The 15,781-nt window shown below is 63.1% G+C and carries 15 protein-coding genes and 1 pseudogene; 6 read left to right on the top strand and 10 right to left on the bottom strand.

Going from position 1 to position 15,781, the window contains the following annotated elements:
• Positions 1–24 precede the first annotated feature (24 nt).
• The 4 genes and pseudogenes from ASD00_RS37580 to hisS all read right to left on the bottom strand — a co-directional run bounded on the left by ASD00_RS37580 (position 25) and on the right by hisS (position 4,195).
• Positions 25–733: pseudogene (locus ASD00_RS37580) on the bottom strand (glutathione binding-like protein).
• 107 nt (positions 734–840) lie between these two features.
• Positions 841–1,536, bottom strand: coding sequence for an ATP phosphoribosyltransferase (gene hisG / locus ASD00_RS37575; protein WP_025426053.1), 696 nt, complete (start codon positions 1,534–1,536; stop codon positions 841–843).
• Positions 1,533–2,675, bottom strand: coding sequence for an ATP phosphoribosyltransferase regulatory subunit (locus tag ASD00_RS37570; RefSeq protein WP_025426052.1), 1,143 nt, complete (start codon positions 2,673–2,675; stop codon positions 1,533–1,535). Before ASD00_RS37570 ends, hisG begins: the two co-directional genes overlap by 4 nt.
• A 5-nt stretch (positions 2,676–2,680) precedes the next feature.
• Positions 2,681–4,195: a histidine--tRNA ligase gene (hisS, locus tag ASD00_RS37565; RefSeq protein ID WP_025426051.1), complete on the bottom strand. Its 1,515-nt coding sequence runs from the start codon at positions 4,193–4,195 to the stop codon at positions 2,681–2,683.
• A 173-nt stretch (positions 4,196–4,368) separates the two neighbouring features.
• Here hisS and ASD00_RS37560 point away from each other — a divergent pair, with 173 nt between their 5' ends.
• Positions 4,369–4,737, top strand: a complete 369-nt coding sequence (locus tag ASD00_RS37560) for a hypothetical protein (RefSeq protein WP_025426050.1) — start codon at positions 4,369–4,371, stop codon at positions 4,735–4,737.
• A 150-nt stretch (positions 4,738–4,887) separates the two neighbouring features.
• Positions 4,888–5,271: a DUF305 domain-containing protein gene (locus ASD00_RS37555; protein ID WP_025426049.1), complete on the top strand. Its 384-nt coding sequence runs from the start codon at positions 4,888–4,890 to the stop codon at positions 5,269–5,271.
• A gap of 24 nt (positions 5,272–5,295) precedes the next feature.
• Here the strand turns inward: ASD00_RS37555 and ASD00_RS37550 are convergent, their stop codons facing one another.
• Entirely contained in the window at positions 5,296–5,931 is a 636-nt protein-coding gene (locus ASD00_RS37550) for a DNA-3-methyladenine glycosylase I (RefSeq protein WP_025426048.1), read from the bottom strand.
• Positions 5,932–6,182: 251 nt separating this feature from the next.
• Between ASD00_RS37550 and ASD00_RS37545 the strand changes: the two genes are divergently transcribed.
• Together ASD00_RS37545 and ASD00_RS37540 are read left to right on the top strand one after the other, a co-directional pair.
• A complete protein-coding gene (locus ASD00_RS37545) occupies positions 6,183–6,953 on the top strand; it encodes a L,D-transpeptidase (protein ID WP_025426047.1) in 771 nt (256 codons plus the stop codon).
• Between the two features lie 191 nt (positions 6,954–7,144).
• The gene (locus tag ASD00_RS37540) at positions 7,145–7,840 is read left to right on the top strand and encodes a L,D-transpeptidase (protein WP_025426046.1); all 696 of its coding nucleotides are present in this window, start codon (positions 7,145–7,147) and stop codon (positions 7,838–7,840) included.
• A gap of 63 nt (positions 7,841–7,903) precedes the next feature.
• Here the strand turns inward: ASD00_RS37540 and glcF are convergent, their stop codons facing one another.
• The 4 genes from glcF to ASD00_RS37520 all read right to left on the bottom strand — a co-directional run bounded on the left by glcF (position 7,904) and on the right by ASD00_RS37520 (position 12,389).
• Positions 7,904–9,199: a glycolate oxidase subunit GlcF gene (gene glcF, locus ASD00_RS37535; RefSeq protein ID WP_025426045.1), complete on the bottom strand. Its 1,296-nt coding sequence runs from the start codon at positions 9,197–9,199 to the stop codon at positions 7,904–7,906.
• A gap of 128 nt (positions 9,200–9,327) precedes the next feature.
• Complete coding sequence (locus tag ASD00_RS37530; RefSeq protein WP_025426044.1) at positions 9,328–9,708, bottom strand: DUF4870 domain-containing protein; 381 nt, start codon at positions 9,706–9,708, stop codon at positions 9,328–9,330.
• A gap of 33 nt (positions 9,709–9,741) precedes the next feature.
• Positions 9,742–10,953, bottom strand: a complete 1,212-nt coding sequence (gene glcE, locus ASD00_RS37525) for a glycolate oxidase subunit GlcE (RefSeq protein ID WP_057211572.1) — start codon at positions 10,951–10,953, stop codon at positions 9,742–9,744.
• Positions 10,950–12,389, bottom strand: coding sequence for an FAD-linked oxidase C-terminal domain-containing protein (locus tag ASD00_RS37520; RefSeq protein ID WP_025426042.1), 1,440 nt, complete (start codon positions 12,387–12,389; stop codon positions 10,950–10,952). The genes glcE and ASD00_RS37520 overlap by 4 nt, the downstream gene beginning before the upstream one ends.
• A 106-nt stretch (positions 12,390–12,495) precedes the next feature.
• Here ASD00_RS37520 and ASD00_RS37515 point away from each other — a divergent pair, with 106 nt between their 5' ends.
• A complete protein-coding gene (locus ASD00_RS37515) occupies positions 12,496–13,392 on the top strand; it encodes a LysR family transcriptional regulator (protein ID WP_025426041.1) in 897 nt (298 codons plus the stop codon).
• 3 nt (positions 13,393–13,395) lie between these two features.
• On the opposite strand, the gene ASD00_RS37510 is transcribed toward ASD00_RS37515, so the two are convergent.
• Positions 13,396–14,670: a DUF3422 family protein gene (locus ASD00_RS37510; RefSeq protein ID WP_025426040.1), complete on the bottom strand. Its 1,275-nt coding sequence runs from the start codon at positions 14,668–14,670 to the stop codon at positions 13,396–13,398.
• A 171-nt stretch (positions 14,671–14,841) separates the two neighbouring features.
• On the opposite strand from ASD00_RS37510, the gene ASD00_RS37505 reads away from it, so the two are divergent.
• The gene (locus ASD00_RS37505) at positions 14,842–15,630 is read left to right on the top strand and encodes a FadR/GntR family transcriptional regulator (protein ID WP_025426039.1); all 789 of its coding nucleotides are present in this window, start codon (positions 14,842–14,844) and stop codon (positions 15,628–15,630) included.
• The last annotated feature ends 151 nt before the right edge of the window (positions 15,631–15,781 follow it).

Here is a 15,781-nt window from a genome sequence, read left to right as displayed (position 1 = left end):
AACGACGGCCACGCCGGCCGATCGTCAGCCCTTGGCCGGGATCTCCATGCCCTTTTGCGCTGCCGGACGCGCCAGTCCTCGGTCGACCCAGGCCATCACATTCGGGAAGCTCTTGTAGTCGAGCACATCGGCGCCGCCATAGAATTTGCGCGCACCTTCGACCCAGGGATAGGTGGCGATGTCGGCGATCGTATACTCATCGCCCATCAGCCATTACCGCCCCTGGAGCCGCCCCTCCAGCACGCCCAGCAGCCGTTTCGATTCGTCGCGGTAGCGCTCCACCGGATAGATGTTGTTGGCGACCTTGTCGGCAGCGAATTTGAAGAAGTGACCGAACTGGCCGAGCATCGGGCCGACGCCGCCCATCTGGAACATCACCCAGCAGATCGCTTCATAACGCGCGGCCGCATCCGAAGGCAGAAGTTTCACTGTCTTTTCCGCGAGATAGAGAAGGATCGCCCCAGACTCGAACAACCCGATCGCCTTGCCGCCAGGGCCGTGCGGATCGATGAGCGCCGGAATGCGGCCATTGGGGTTGAGCGACAGGAATTCCGCCGATTTCTGGTCGTTGGTGTCGAACGAGATCCGGTGCGCCTCGTAGGGCAATCCCAGTTCTTCGAGCACAATGGAGATCTTCACGCCGTTCGGCGTCGGCAAGGAATAGAGCTGGGACGATGTCCGGGTTCTTCGCAGGCCAGCGCTTGGTGATCGGAAAGGCGGAAAGGTCGGCCATGGAATGCTCCTCGAAACGAATGGCGCGAACGGCACCCGCCGCTTGCGCCGCGCAGATACCAACCTGCGCTGCGCCCGGCAGAGCGCCTGAGCGGCGGTTCTTAAGTTTCAAAGCGCGTCGCGCACCGCCGAGAGAATGCGACCGACGATCGGGTCGCCGTCATGCGCCGGCTTGCGTGCACGCACCAGGCAGGCCTCCGACCGCAGTATGACGCCGTCGGCAAGGGTCTTCAGGTGGTTGGCATGCAGGGTCGAACCGGTCGAGGTGATGTCGACGATGATGTCGGCAGAGCCGGAGGCCGGCGCACCCTCGGTCGCTCCGAGGCTTTCGACGATGTGGTAGAGCTGGATGCCGTGGCTGCCGGAAAAGTGGTTCTGCGTCAGCCGCCAGTATTTGGTGGCAATCGCCAGCCGCCGCCCGTGGCGGGCGCGGAAGTCGGCGGCGACGTCGCCGAGGTCGGCCATGGTGTCGACGTCGTACCAGATCTCCGGAACGGCGACGACGACATCGGCATGGCCGAAGCCGAGGCGGGCGCAGAACTCGACGCGAGCGTCGGCATTGGCAAGCCCCTCGCGCACAAGGTCTTCTCCGGTGACGCCGAAATCGATCGAGCCGTTGCCGAGCTCGCGCGAAATCTCCGAGGCCGACAGGAAGGCGATCTCGACATCGTCCCAGCCTTCGACACGGCCGCGATAGGAGCGGTCATTGCCGACGGCGACGATCTTCATGCCGGCGCGCTCGAAGATCGCCGAGGCGTCGTCCTTCATCCGCCCCTTGGACGGCAATGCGATGGTGATGGTCATGCGGCACCTCCGCTGGCGGCGATCGCCGCTTCGATCCGGTCGAGCCAGAGCGAGAAGCCGACGGCGGGAATATGTTCGCGCGCGCCAAGCAGGGTTAGGAGCCGGTCGAAGCGCCCGCCACCGGCAAGCACCGCCGGTGTCCCCTCGACTTCGACTTCGAAGACGAGGCCGGTATAATAGTCGAGCGGGCGGCCGAAGGCGGCACGATAGCGAATGACATCGACATCGGCGCCGATGCCGGCAAGCGCCGCCACGCGCGCGTCAAAACGCGCCAGCGCTCCATCGAGCGTCAATCCGGTCTTCTCGGCAAAGCGGAAGAGTGCGGCAGGCGCTTCGGCAAGCGGCATGTCGAGCGCCAGGAATTCACGCACGAGATCCAGCGTTTCCGGATCGAGCCGGGTATTCGCCAGTTCCATCTTTTCCTTCAGGCGGCGGGCGATGTCCTGCGGCGAGCGGCTGGCATTGGTGGAGTAGCCCGTCGCCTCCATGGTTTCGCCGATATGGGCGACAAGCCGCACCTCGTCATCGAGCATGCCGGCGATCGCCAGCCGCTCGACCTCGGGGCCAAAGACGCCGGCAGCCTTTGGATCGGCAAGCTCGGCAAGCAGCTTCTGCAGGTGCTTCTGGTCGCCGAAGGCATGGATCAGCCGCTTCTGCCAGCCGCCCGGCAGGCCACAGGCACCGACGACCGCTTCGAAGACCGACTGGTCGCCGAGCGTGACCGCCAGGCGCCGGCCAGGAAGACGATTGGCAACCACCCGCATGGCATTGCCGACCGCACGCGCGTCGGAGGCGGCGATATCGGTATCACCGAGATCTTCGATGCCGGCCTGATAGAATTCGTTGCCGCCTTCGCGGCGCTGACGAAACACTTCGCCGAGATAGGCATAACGCTTGGGCGTGCCGGTTGCCGTTTCGATGTGGCGAAGGCAGACGGGGATGGTGAATTCCGGCCGCAGACAGAGGCTCTCTCCGGTCTCACTCTCGGTCATGAAGATGCGGCGGCGAAGATCCTCGCCAGCCATGGCGAGAAACGGCTCCGCCGGTTGGATCACCGGTGTGTCGACCCGAAGCGTGCCGAGACTTTCGAACTCGGCAAGCAGATCTGCGGAGAAGGCGGGAAGGTTGATCAGAGGCATCGCCGTCAGCCTGCCCTTGCCCGGTCCTCGGCCTGTGCCGCGAGCATTTCACGCACCTTTTCGACAAGGTCGCCTGCGGGCACGGAGACCTGCGCCACCCGCGCCTCGCGCCATGCCGCATTGTCCTCGATTTCGCCCGACAAGCGCTTGCCCTCGATCAGATCCTTGATCTGCACCAGACCGGCGGCGCGCTCGTCGCCGCCCTGAATGATCGCGAGCGGCGCACCGCGACGGTCGGCGTATTTCAGCTGGTCGCCGAAGTTCTTCTTGTTGCCCTGGTACATCTCGGCGCGAATGCCGGCATGGCGGAGCTGCTGCACGAAGCGCTGGTAGTGGCCCATGCTGTCGATGTCACGGTCCATAACGCAGACGACGACCGGTGCCACGACGTCCGACGTGCCGAGCTTGCCAAGGTTCTTGAGCGCGGTCATCAGGCGCGAAACACCGATCGAGAAACCGGTGGCCGGCACCGGCTGGCCCATGAAGCGCGAGACGAGACCATCGTAACGTCCGCCGCCGCCGACCGAACCGAAGACGACCTTTTCGCCCTTCTCATTGGTGACGGCAAACTGCAACTCGGCCTCGAAAACCGGGCCGGTGTAATATTCGAGACCGCGAACGACCGAAGGGTCGATCTTGATGCGATCGGCCTCGTAGCCCGCGCTCACGACCAGGCTGCGGATGGTGTTGAGTTCCTCGACGCCCTCGCCGCCCTTGGCTGTGCCGGCAACGAGCGCTGCGAGTTCGGCGGCACTTTCGGCGTAGTCCTGGATGCCAACGAAGAACAGGACCTTGTCGATCTGCTCGCCGTTCAGACCGGCGCCCTTGGTGAAGTCGCCGCTCTCGTCCTTGCGGCCTTCGCCGAGCAGCAGGCGCACGCCTTCGGGACCGAACTTGTCGAGCTTGTCGATGGCGCGCAGCACCGTCAGGCGGGCATTCGCCTTGTCGTCGCCGCCGAGGCCAATCGCCTCCATGACGCCATCAAGAACCTTGCGGTTGTTGACCCGGATCACGTAGTCGCCGCGCTTGATGCCGAGCGCTTCCATCGTGTCGGCCATCATCATGCACATTTCGGCATCCGCCTGGACGCCGGCGGCACCGACCGTATCGGCATCGAACTGCATGAACTGGCGGAAGCGACCCGGGCCCGGCTTTTCGTTGCGGAAAACGTAGCCGGCGCGATAGGTGCGGAAGGGAAGCTGGATCTCGTTGAAGTTCTCGGCGACGTGACGGGCAAGCGGCGCCGTCAGGTCGTAGCGCAGCGACATCCACTGGTCGTCGTCATCCGTCAGCGAAAACACGCCCTCGTTCGGGCGGTCGCTGTCGGGCAGGAATTTTCCAAGCGCATCGGTGTATTCGAACAGCGGCGTTTCGACCGGATCGAAACCATAACGCTCATAGACTTCGCGGATCTTGACGATCATGTCGTCGGTGGCGCGAATATCGGCGGCCGAACGGTCGACAAAGCCACGCGGAAGGCGTGCCTTGAGCTTCTGCGGTTTCTTTTGTTTCTCGGTCATGGGGAGCATTCCGGACTGTCAGCGGGTTTCGAGCTTTCCCTATCGGATAGAGGCATGGGCGGCAAGGGTTAGCACGGCGCAAAGCGGCTCCAGGCGTGCGCGAAGGCAACGATCGGACCGGCAGCGTGCCGATCACGTCTTCTCTTTGCCACGGGCCATCCTAAGTAAAGGGCATGCGTTTTGCCGCCGTCATACTCCTGTTCGTTGCAGCCCTGTTCTCAGGCGCGCCTTCGGCGATGCTGCAGGCCCAGGACCTGGCGGCCGGTGCCGCACAAACCGCCGCCCATGACTCGTCGCAAAAGCAAGCCGTTCACGCTGGCCATGCGATCTCCTGCGAAGATATCCGGGCATGCAAGGACCACTCGAAAAAACAGGCGCATCCTTCGTCCTGTTCGGCCTGCATCGCGATCGAGCCAATTGCCTTGATGTTCGATCCGGCGACCACGACATCGTCGCGTCTGGCGGCAGCGACATATCCCGCATTGCACGCGATCACGATCGGGCCGCGCTCGCCACCACCCAAGTCGTTCCTGCTTGTGTGACCGTCATCGTGGCTCACCTTCGGGTGTATCGGCTGCGCTGACGAAACGAAATTCCATATGACCGGCCGCAACAACCGGCCGACATTTCGGCGATTGCACGGCGCTGCCTCAGTCGCGCGAGATGATAATGAGATGAAGAAGGAAACCATCATGTCTTTGAAAACGATCATAGCAGCCTCAGTCCTGATCGCGTCACTTTATGCTCCCGCTATGGCCCAGGACCACGGCAGCAGCATGCATCACGGATCGGCTGAGGCGGCGGCGCCGGCCGGCGACACCTCCGCCTCCAGCAAGGCTTTCGCCGAGGTCAACGCCCGCATGCACAAGGGCATGGACATCGCCTTTACCGGCAACGCCGATGTCGACTTCGTGCGGGGCATGATCGCCCATCATCAGGGCGCGATCGGCATGGCCAGGGTCGAACTCGAATACGGCAAGGACGAACAACTGCGCAAACTGGCGGAAGACATCATCAAGGCCCAGGAGGGCGAGATCCAGATGATGAAGGATTGGCTTGCCAAGAACGGTGGCTGAAGCCGTTCCTGGAAAGATGCAAATTCAGGGTTGCGGGCGCGTCAGCGCCCGCCGCATGTCCTCGACCGTCGCGCGGCAATGGCAGCCTTCGATGTGGTCGTTGACAAGCCCCATGGCCTGCATGAAGGCATAGATCGTCGTCGGGCCGACGAAGGTCCAGCCGCGCTTTTTCAGATCCTTGGAGATCAGCGTCGAGGTCGGAGTCGTCGGATTGGCGGCGATCGCTTCATAGCTGACAAATGCCGGCCGCTCGTCCGGGCCGGGTTCGTGCGACCAGAAATAGGCAGCAAGCGAACCAAACTCGGCTTTAAGCTCCTGGGCGCGCTTGGCGTTGTTGATGGTCGAGACGATTTTGCCGCGATGGCGCACGATGCCGGTATTGCCAAGGCAGCGCTCGATGTCAGCATCGCCGAAGGCGGCAACCGCATCGACGTCGAAGCCGGCGAAGGCGGCGCGAAAGGCCTCGCGCTTGCGCAGGATCGTCAGCCAGGAGAGGCCGGATTGAAACCCCTCCAGACAGATCTTCTCGAAGAGGCGCCGGTCATCGGTAACCGGCCGCCCCCATTCCTCGTCGTGATACCGTCTGTAGTCATCGAGATTGCTCTGCCAGGCGCAACGCCCAAGGCCGTCTTCGCCAATCATTATGCCCTTGGTCGTCATTACCAGCCCCGTTTCATCGTGCTCTTCCGCATTTACCATTCACAAACCAGATTCCTAAAGCGACGGATAACCCTACCCAAAGCTTTATCGGCGCTTCCTCCCTTTCGCGGGCTGCCGTTTACCATTCCGTGGCGCCGCGATGACACGATCGCCCCATTGCCAAGGCGCATGCCGTCCGTCCTGGAGACCCGTTCTCCGGCTGGCCGCGCCCCATTTTGATACGTTTCGGCGAAAGGTAGCGAGTCCGTCCGATGTTGAAAAAATCCCTTGTTGTAGCCGCATCCATCCTCACCCTCGTCGCCGGCCAGGCGCAGGCCCAGGACCGGTACCAGAACCGGCCGCCGGTGATCGTCAGCCCAGACCTGACCGCCCCGTGGGTGATGCAGCTCGGCGGCCAGCCGCAACAGGCGCGCCGGGTCATCTACCGCCAGCAGATACCGACCACCACCCGAAAACAGTATTATCAGGGCCTGACCGTGAAGCCGCAGGCAAAACGCCGCGTCGGCGCCCCGCTGGTACAACCGGTCAACGCCACCCGCGCCCAGCGTCCCGTCAAGTCTAAGTTCGACCCGCAGTATCTGCCGCAGACAGTTGCCTACGACGGCAAGGAAAAGGCAGGCACGATCGTCATCGATACCAACAATCGTTTCCTCTACCTTGTCGCCGGTAATGGTCAGGCACGGCGCTACGGTGTCGGCGTCGGCAAGCCGGGGTTCGAATGGGCCGGCGCTCATAAGGTCACCCGCAAGGCGGAATGGCCGAGCTGGACGCCGCCGACGGAAATGATCTCGCGCGAAGCCGCCAAGGGGCACTACCTGCCGGCCCGCATGGACGGCGGCCCGGAAAATCCGCTTGGCGCACGCGCCATGTATCTCGGCTCGACGCTTTACCGCATCCACGGCACCAATGCGCCCTGGACGATCGGTTACGCGGTCTCCTCAGGCTGCATCCGCATGCGCAACGAGGACGTCGTCGATCTCTATGAACGGGTGAATGTCGGCACCAAGGTTATCGTCATATAATTGGCGCCGGACATAGAATATTTCCCTCTCCCCATACGTTTTGCTGTTGCCTGGTCGTGATCTTCAGGCAACAGACGGGCTTAAAGATACAAAATCCGTGACCATGTTCGGTCTATCGGATGTATCCCGGGCTTGAACTTCGGGCCAATTTGCATAGCCTTGATGTAACGAGGGCTTAGAGGGAATCGTATATGAAACGTCATGCCAGCAAATTGGTCGCGATCGCCATCGCGACCAGCGCTATTCTTGCCGCCGCCAATGCCCAGGCTTTCACGCCCGCGCCGACATCCGGAACCACTCCCAAGAGCAGTGATATCGTCCTTGTCGCGACGCAGAAAAAGCCGCCGAAGCAATTCTGGCGCACCAAGGTTCGCTTCAGCACCGACGAAGCCCCCGGCACGATCATTGTCGATACCAACAACAAGTTTCTCTACTACATCGACGGTCCGAACCGCGCGACCCGATACGGTATCGGCGTCGGTCGTGAAGGCTTCGGCTGGTCAGGCGTGGTGAAGGTGGGCCGCAAGGCTGAATGGCCGACCTGGACGCCGCCGGAAGAAATGCGCCGCCGCGAAGCCGCCAAGGGCCGCATCCTGCCGATCACGCAGGAAGGCGGCATCGACAACCCGCTCGGCGCGCGTGCCATGTATCTCTATAAGGGCGGCCGCGACACGATCTTCCGCATCCACGGCACCAACCAGCCGTGGACGATCGGCCAGAATATGTCTTCGGGCTGCATCCGCATGATGAATAACGACATCGAGCACCTCTACGACCGGGCCGACGTCGGCACCAAGGTGATCGTCATCGGACCCGGCAGCAAGACCGGCGATACCTACTTCAACGATCGCGGCGTCGATATCTTCCGCCAGATCTTTGGCGGCTGATACGCTCGCCAGAAATAGCCCAGAAAAACCAATGCCGGCGCCATCGCGCCGGCATTTTTCGTTTCACAATCCAGCCGGTTTCGCGCCGCCATAGGCCCAGTCGAGCAGTTCGACCGTGTGGACGATCGGGATCGCCGTGCCGGTCGCGATCTGGGTGATGCAGCCGATATTGCCGGTGGCGATCACGTCGGGCTTCGTCGCCGCGAGGTTCTTGACCTTGCGGTCCTTGAGCTTCTGCGAGATCTCCGGCTGCAGGATGTTGTAGGTGCCGGCCGAGCCGCAACAGAGATGGCCTTCTGCGGGATCGCGCACGACGAACCCCGCCTGTTTTAACAGTTGCTTCGGCGCCATGGTGATCTTCTGGCCGTGCTGCATGGAGCAGGCGGAATGATAGGTCACGGTCATGCCGCGCGGATCCTGCACTGGAAGATCCAGAGTCGACAGGTATTCGGTGATGTCCTTCGCCATGGCCGAGACCCTTGCTGCCTTTTCCGCATAGGCGGGGTCGAGGCGCAGCATGTGGCCATAATCCTTGATCGTCGTGCCGCAGCCGGATGCGGTGATGATGATCGCATCGAGACTACCTTCGTCTGCCACGCTCAGCCAGGCATCGACATTGCGCCGGGCCGCGTCGAGCGCCTGGCCCTCCCGCCCCATGTGATGCACCAGCGCGCCGCAACAGCCCTCGCCTGCCGAGACGACCACCTCTATGCCGAGACGGGTAAGGAGGCGGATGGTTGCCTCGTTGATCTCCGGCTTCAGTACCGGTTGCGCGCAACCGTTCAGCAGCGCAACGCGGCCGACGCGCTTGCCGCTGGCGGCATGGGTGCCCGTGATCGCGGTCGCCGAGGGCTCCGGCACCGCCTTCGGCGCCAGATCGAGCATCACTCCGAAGGTCTTGAGCGCCGCCACCTTTTTCAGAACCCTGGCAAAGGGCCTTCCGAAAGCGGCCGCCTTCAAGGCAAGGCGAAAACGCGAGGGATAGGGCAGGACTTGCGCCAGCACGGCGCGGGCCAGCCTATCCTTCAATGGCCGCTTGTAGGTCTTCTCTATATGAACACGGGCATGATCAACGAGATGCATGTAGTCGACGCCTGACGGACACGTGGTGGTGCAGGCGAGACAGGACAGACAGCGGTCGATATGCGTCACGGTTTCGGTGTCGGCCGGCCGACTGTTCTCCAGCATATCCTTGATGAGATAGATGCGGCCACGCGGGCTATCGAGCTCGTCGCCAAGCGTCACATAGGTGGGACAGGTGGCGGTGCAAAAACCGCAATGCACGCATTTGCGCAGGATGGCCTCGGATTCGGCCACATGCGGATCGGCAAGCTGCGCGGGCGTAAAGTTCGTTTGCAAGCGGCTACTCCAGTATCGGGGCTCTGCCCCTCACGCGCGTTGCGATCTCTGATCGCTTACCGCATTTCAAGCTCTTGTTTTCCCATGTCGCTGTCGCAAAACCGCTACACACTTTTGCGCCACACGGTTTAGATCATCCAGCTTTCCGGATTGCTGATCGGCTCCTCGCGAGCGGCGCGTTGCAGGCCGACGACACAGCGCACGACGATCCAGACCGCGGTGGCGATAAACCCTAAAAACCCGATCAGCAACACCATCAGCAGCGCCGAGATGAGACCGAACAACAGCGCAATCCAGAAGGTGCGGATCGCCCAAGTATAGTGTGTCTGGACCCAGGGCGCACCCTTGCCGCGGTTGAGATAAGCAAGCACGACGCCGATGACAGACGTGATCCCCACGGCGAAAGCGACGAGATAGAGCACATAAATGACCTGGACGTTGACCTTCCCGGGCTCCAGCCAGCGATCGGTCTCTCTGGGAGGCGGAGCCTGCGGACCATTGTCACTCATCGATACCTCCCTCTCTCGTCATTTCCCCGTGCCTCAGGAGACGGCCTGCATCCGGCCCGGATTGAAGATCCGCTGTGGATCGAACTTTTCCCGGACGCGCTCGCTCAACAGCGCCACCGGCGCGGGTTGCGGCTCGAACGATGGAATGGTCGCGCGAAAGCCGTCAGCTGCGCGAACGAGGCTCGCATGGCCGCCGCCAAGCGCCTTGATATAGCGGCGCACCAGCGCCGCCTCCGGATCGGCCTCCATGCGCAGCCACACAAGTCCGCCCTGCCAGTCATAAAAGGCATCGACACCCGTTTGCAGGCGCAACGCGGCAACCAGTTGGTGGCCGGCCGAAGGCGCAACCGAGACACGCCAGAGCGGGCGATCCGTGCCATCTGCATAGGGCTTCACATCGCGGATCTCCAACCAGAGCGCCGCCGTCTGCTCCGCATCGAGCCGCGATACCGGACCGAACTTTTCGAGCGCCTTCGACAGTTTTTCCGCGCGGATCGAGACCGAGGCCTGCAAGCCTTCCAGCCGAAGAACGGTTGCTGCGCCATCGGGCAGGCCGCCGGCGATGAACCGGCCGCGGACGCTCTCGGCCAGATGCGCCGCACCTGATACCTCGACCGTTTGCGCCATGGCTTCTGCCATCACGGCCGCCGCCTCGGCATCGTTCAAGCCCGAGACCACGACGGTTTCGCAGGCTGGCGGCTTCGGCAGCACGCGGAATGTCACCTCGGTCAGAATTCCAAGCGTTCCGTGCGAGCCCGCCAAAAGTTTTACCAGATCGAGGCCGGTGACGTTCTTCATCACCCGGCCGCCAGCCTTGATCGCGTCGCCCCTGCCATTGACGAAACGGACGCCGAGCAGGCTGTCGCGAGCGGCACCGGCGATGAGGCGCCTCGGCCCCGAGACATTGGCCGCGAAAACCCCGCCGATCGTCGGTTCGCCGGTCGTTGCAAAGATCGGGCGGTGGTCCATCGGTTCGAATGACAGCATCTGCCGGTTTTCGGCAAGGGCCGCCTCGACCTCGGCAAGCGGCGTCCCGGCGAGCGCGCTGACGGTCATTTCCGCCGGGTTGTAGCTGACAATACCTGAGAGACGGCGGGTGGACAGCACCCGGTCGGCGCGCACGGGGTTGCCGAGGCCGGAGCGCGTGCCGCCGCCGATGACGGTAAGCGACGCCCTTTCCGCGGCCATCGCCCGAACCACGGTTGCGATCCCCTCTTCGCTCGCAGGCTCGAAATGCACGATCATGCGGCGGGGCGTCCTTCGAGCGGAAAGACCTTGGACGGGTTCAGGATCCATTGTGGATCGAAGGCGGCGCGCGCCGCCATCTGCTGGTCCAGATCGGTCTGGGTGAACTGATGCAGCATGAGATCGCGTTTCTCGATACCGACGCCATGTTCGCCGGTCAGGCATCCGCCGGCATCGACGCAAAGCTTCAGGATGTCGTTGCCGGCGCTTTCGGCGCGTGCCGCATCATCGGGGTCGTTGATGTTGTAGAGGATCAGCGGATGCATGTTGCCGTCGCCGGCGTGAAAGACATTGGCGACGCGCAGACCGTAGGAAGCGACGATCTCGCCGGTGCGGCGCAGAACGTGGGAAAGCTGGCTGAGCGGCACGGTGCCGTCCATGCAGATATAGTCGGCGATGCGTCCGGTTGCGCCGAACGCCGATTTGCGGCCCTTCCAGATCAGCGCCGCCTCGAGCGCCGATTGGCTTTCCTTGATTGTGGTAACGCCGTGGCGCCGGGCAACGTCGATGATGCTTGCGAGCATCGCGTCCATCTCGGCCTCCGAGCCCTCCACCTCGACGATCAGTAGCGCCTCCACATCCAGCGGATAGCCGGCATGGGCAAAGGCTTCGCAGATCTCGATTGCCGGCTTGTCCATGAATTCCATGGCGACGGGGATGATGCCGGAACCGATGACGTCGGCGACGCAGGCGCCGGCGGCTTCAGAGGAGGCAAAGCCGAACAGCACCGGGCGGGCGCCCTCGGGCTTGGCGATCAGCCGCACGGTTGCCTCGGTAACGATGCCGAGCTGCCCCTCCGAGCCGCAGACAAGGCCGAGCAGATCGTAGCCGGCCGCATCGAACGCCTTGCCGCCGAGATCAATGATCGTGCCGTCGAACAGCACCATCTTCACGCCCAGCAGATTGTTGGTGGTGACGCCGTATTTCAGGCAATGGGCGCCGCCGGAATTCATGCCGATATTGCCGCCGATGGTGCAGGCAAGCTGCGAACTCGGATCCGGCGCGTAGAAGAAGCCATCGGCGGAAACGGCTTCGGAAATATTGAGATTGGTCACACCGGCCTGGACCGTCGCGGTGCGGTTGAAGAAGTCGATATCGAGGATGCGCGACATCTTCGAGAGGCCGATTACCACAGCGTCTTCCTGGGGGATGGCGCCGCCGGACAAAGAGGTGCCGGCGCCACGCGGCACGACGGGAATGCCGTAGCGGCTGCAATATTTAAGCACCGCTGCCACCTGTTCGGTCGTCTCGGGCAGGGCGACGGCAAGCGGCATGCGGCGATAGGCGATGAAGGCATCGGTCTCGAACGGCTTTAAGCCGCGCTCGTCGCTGATGAGGCAGCCTGATGGCAGCAGGTCTGCCAGGTCAGCAGCGATCTCGCGGCGCCGGGCGATGACGGCCGGCCTTGGCTGCAGAAAGCCGATCGTTTCCGCCATCAAATCCTCCGCCCATATGTCAATTGGTTCATTTTCTTTACCACTAGGATAGCCCCCTCGCAAATGCTATCGAGCTTTTCCATTTCGGAAACAATGGCAACGATTGATGACGAATTTAGGCGATCTTGAGATTTTTGCACGCGTCGTTTCCTCCGGCAGTATGTCGGCAGCAGGGCGGGCGCTCGGATTTTCCCCCGCGGTCATCTCCAAACGGATCAAGCGGCTGGAAGACCGGCTGGGCACGCGCCTGTTGCAGCGCACCACCCGGCAGATCTCGCTAACCGAGGCGGGCCAGGGCTTCTACGACCGCGTGCTCGGCATCCTCACGGGCATCGAAGAGGCGGAAGCCTATGCCTCAGGACGCTCGTCGCAGGCGCAGGGCGTGCTTCGCATTTCGGCGCCGACCTCCTTTGGCCGCATGCATATCGCGCCGCATCTGACCGGCTTCATGAAGGACCATCTGGATCTCAAGCTGCACATCGTGCTCACCGACGACTTTACCGATATCGTCGCCGAGGGCTTCGACATGGCCGTGCGCATCGGTGAGCTGACCGATTCGAGCCTGGTAGCGCGCAAGCTCGCGCCGGTCCGCAGGCTGCTCTGCGCCTCGCCGGACTACATTGCCAGCAACGGCGCCCCGAACGAGATTGGCGACCTCGCCCGGCATTTCTGCCTGCCCGCCCACAACAACGACAACTGGAAGCTCGAAGGGCCGGAGGGATCGCTCGTCTGGCACCCCGAAGGGCCGCTGGTGACCAATTCCTCTGAAATCGTCCGGGCGGCGGTGATCGCCGGCGCCGGCATCGCGCTCCGCTCCACCTGGGATATCGGCCCGGAGCTGCGCAGCGGCCAGCTGGTGCAGGTGCTGCCGCAATGGGAGGGCTCGAAGAACCTGACGCTATCGGCCGTCTACCCGAGCCGCCAGTTCCTGCCGGCCAAGGTGCGCCTGTTCATCGATTATCTCGCCGGCCTCTACGGGCCTGTCCCCTATTGGGAACGATAGGCGCTATTTGTGCTCGCCGTCGCCGTGATGGTGGCGGATGCGGCGAACGATGAGCCAGACGCCGGCGACCGCGAAGGGCACGGCAAGTCCGGTCAACAGACCGGGATCGATCGGCAGCTCATGGCTGACCGCCTTGGCGAGATAGCCGAACAGACCGACGACGTAATAGGAGATCGCGGCAACCGACAGACCCTCGACAGTCTGCTGCAGCCGCAGCTGCAACTTCGCGCGCCGATCCATCGAGTTCAAAAGGGCGCTGTTCTGCCGCTCCAGTTCGACATCGACCCAACTGCGCAGGAGCGCGGTGGCGCGGGCGAGCTTGCGCGACAGGTTCGCCTGCCGCTCCTCCACCGACTGGCAGGTGCGCATTGCCGGCGCCAGCCGACGCTCGAGAAAGGTGCCGATCGTCTCGTAGCCGGGGACCGCCGTCTCGGCCAGGGTGCGGATGCGCTCCTGGACGATGCCGTAATAGGCGCGGCTGGCGCCGAAGCGATAGAGGCTGAGTGCAGCACCCGCCTCCAGATCGGCCGCAAGCCGGGTGATCTCCGCCAGCATGTCGTCCGCCTCTTCGCGGACGTTCTCCTTCATGCGCTGAGTGATCGCCGTCAGGCCGTCTTCGGTGCGGCGGATCTCCGGCGACAGTGATTGCGCCAACGGCAGGCCGACCATCGCCAGCGTCCGATAGGTTTCGATATCGAGCAGACGCTGGATCAACGCGCCGGTGCCGGCCTCGGTCATGCCGCGGTCGATCACCAGGATCTGCGTCAGACCGTCACCGTTCTGGCGAAAGTCAGTGACGAGGATCGCCTGGCCGTTCTTCGTCTCGCTGTAACAGAGGCTGGTCGGGTCGAAAGCCTTGATCGCCTCGCGGGTCTCCGGTGAGTCCGCGCGGATCTCGAGGCGGATGCCCGAAATGAGCGAGCCGGGCGGCGAAAAGCCGTCGCCGAATGGGTGGATCGCCACCTCGCCACCGAAATGCTCCGGCGCCGGGCCGTCCCAAAAATAGGTCGAAAATTCCGTATGCCGTTCCCAGCGCAGCGTGCCCTGCCCCCAGGCCATGGCATGATGGTTGGCATCGCGTCCAGGCGGCGCAATGCCACGCGAACGCGACAATTCCGACAGAACGGCGTGGTCGACGATCGAGCCGCCCTCGGTCATGAAGGCGAGCTGAAAGATCACGCGCGGCGTCGCCACCAGGGCGTAAGGCCGCGAATGGACCTCGCCCAGCGCCTGCGCTCGCATCGGCGCGACCGGAAATGCAAAACTTCCCTTTGCCATGAAGCGCTTTATCCCCCTCACGCGTTCATCATGACTCTCTTATCAACCGAATGAGCAAAAGCAAAAGGACGCATTGCCGCAGTTTGACTTTTGTCAGGGCGGCCAAAGTGGACAAGGAAATTGACCAGTTGGCTGCCGATGCCTAGATTGCGGCGCATGGGAGACCCAAGCGTGACCGAAGACCAGATCGACCTCTATGCCCGCATCAGCCACAGCCGCACGGCGGACGAGGTTGTCCAACAGATCGAGCTTCTCATCCTCGAAGGCATCCTGCGCGACGGCGACAGGCTGCCGGGCGAACGGGAACTGTCGAAGCGTTTCGACGTGTCGCGGCCGATCCTGCGCGAAGCGTTGAAGGAACTGGAGGCGCGCGGCCTCGTCGAGAGCCGCCACGGCGGCGGTACCTTCGTTGCCGATGTCGTCGGCGAAGTCTTCTCCAAGCCGCTGATCGAGCTGATCGGCCGCCACCACAAGGCGACGCAGGATTATCTCGAATATCGCCGCGAACTCGAAGGCTTGACCGCGGAACTGGCGGCAACGCGCGCAACGGATTTCGACCGCGATATCCTCACGCGCATTATCGAGCGAATGCGAACCGCCCACCGCAGTGGTGACTTCAACGACGAACTAGCCTCCGACGTCGAGTTGCATCAGGCGATCGGCGAAAGCGCCCACAACATCATCCTCATGCACACGCTGCGCGCCTGTTACCGGCTGCTGACGCAGGGGATCTTTTTTCACCGCAATTCGGTCTTCGACGCGCCAGGGGCGCGTGACCGGCTGCTCGCGCAACACGAGGCAATCTACGACGCGATCATGGCCGGAGACCCGAAAGCGGCCAAGGCCGCTGCCCAAAGCCATATCGATTTTGTTGCCGCCTCCACCCGCGAGGCCGAGCGCACCGGCGAGTGGGCGCGCATCGCGCGGCTGCGCCTCCAGCAGCGCGATCAGGCGAGCTGAAGCCGGGACCAACGCCCGGTTGCCGCCCCGCTGGCAAAACAGGCGCGAAAGCACCATATTCTGTCGCATCGGGACCACAGTTTGCAGCGAAGCTGACCGCATATCCGGCAGCCGACACGGTGCGACGTTTACACGCAACGCGACGCTGGCA

Source organism: Ensifer sp. Root31 (genome assembly GCF_001424825.1).
Taxonomy (GTDB): domain Bacteria; phylum Pseudomonadota; class Alphaproteobacteria; order Rhizobiales; family Rhizobiaceae; genus Ensifer; species Ensifer canadensis.
This window is presented reverse-complemented; position numbering and strand designations above follow the sequence as displayed.

What these genes read in the sequence shown, in the direction of transcription:
- hisG (WP_025426053.1), bottom strand. Translation starts at nt 1,536, where the DNA reads ATGACCATCACCATCGCATTGCCGTCCAAGGGGCGGATGAAGGACGAC.
- ASD00_RS37570 (WP_025426052.1), bottom strand. Translation starts at nt 2,675, where the DNA reads ATGCCTCTGATCAACCTTCCCGCCTTCTCCGCAGATCTGCTTGCCGAG.
- hisS (WP_025426051.1), bottom strand. Translation starts at nt 4,195, where the DNA reads ATGACCGAGAAACAAAAGAAACCGCAGAAGCTCAAGGCACGCCTTCCG.
- ASD00_RS37560 (WP_025426050.1), top strand. Translation starts at nt 4,369, where the DNA reads ATGCGTTTTGCCGCCGTCATACTCCTGTTCGTTGCAGCCCTGTTCTCA.
- ASD00_RS37555 (WP_025426049.1), top strand. Translation starts at nt 4,888, where the DNA reads ATGTCTTTGAAAACGATCATAGCAGCCTCAGTCCTGATCGCGTCACTT.
- ASD00_RS37550 (WP_025426048.1), bottom strand. Translation starts at nt 5,931, where the DNA reads ATGACGACCAAGGGCATAATGATTGGCGAAGACGGCCTTGGGCGTTGC.
- ASD00_RS37545 (WP_025426047.1), top strand. Translation starts at nt 6,183, where the DNA reads ATGTTGAAAAAATCCCTTGTTGTAGCCGCATCCATCCTCACCCTCGTC.
- ASD00_RS37540 (WP_025426046.1), top strand. Translation starts at nt 7,145, where the DNA reads ATGAAACGTCATGCCAGCAAATTGGTCGCGATCGCCATCGCGACCAGC.
- ASD00_RS37530 (WP_025426044.1), bottom strand. Translation starts at nt 9,708, where the DNA reads ATGAGTGACAATGGTCCGCAGGCTCCGCCTCCCAGAGAGACCGATCGC.
- glcE (WP_057211572.1), bottom strand. Translation starts at nt 10,953, where the DNA reads ATGATCGTGCATTTCGAGCCTGCGAGCGAAGAGGGGATCGCAACCGTG.
- ASD00_RS37520 (WP_025426042.1), bottom strand. Translation starts at nt 12,389, where the DNA reads ATGGCGGAAACGATCGGCTTTCTGCAGCCAAGGCCGGCCGTCATCGCC.
- ASD00_RS37515 (WP_025426041.1), top strand. Translation starts at nt 12,496, where the DNA reads ATGACGAATTTAGGCGATCTTGAGATTTTTGCACGCGTCGTTTCCTCC.
- ASD00_RS37510 (WP_025426040.1), bottom strand. Translation starts at nt 14,670, where the DNA reads ATGGCAAAGGGAAGTTTTGCATTTCCGGTCGCGCCGATGCGAGCGCAG.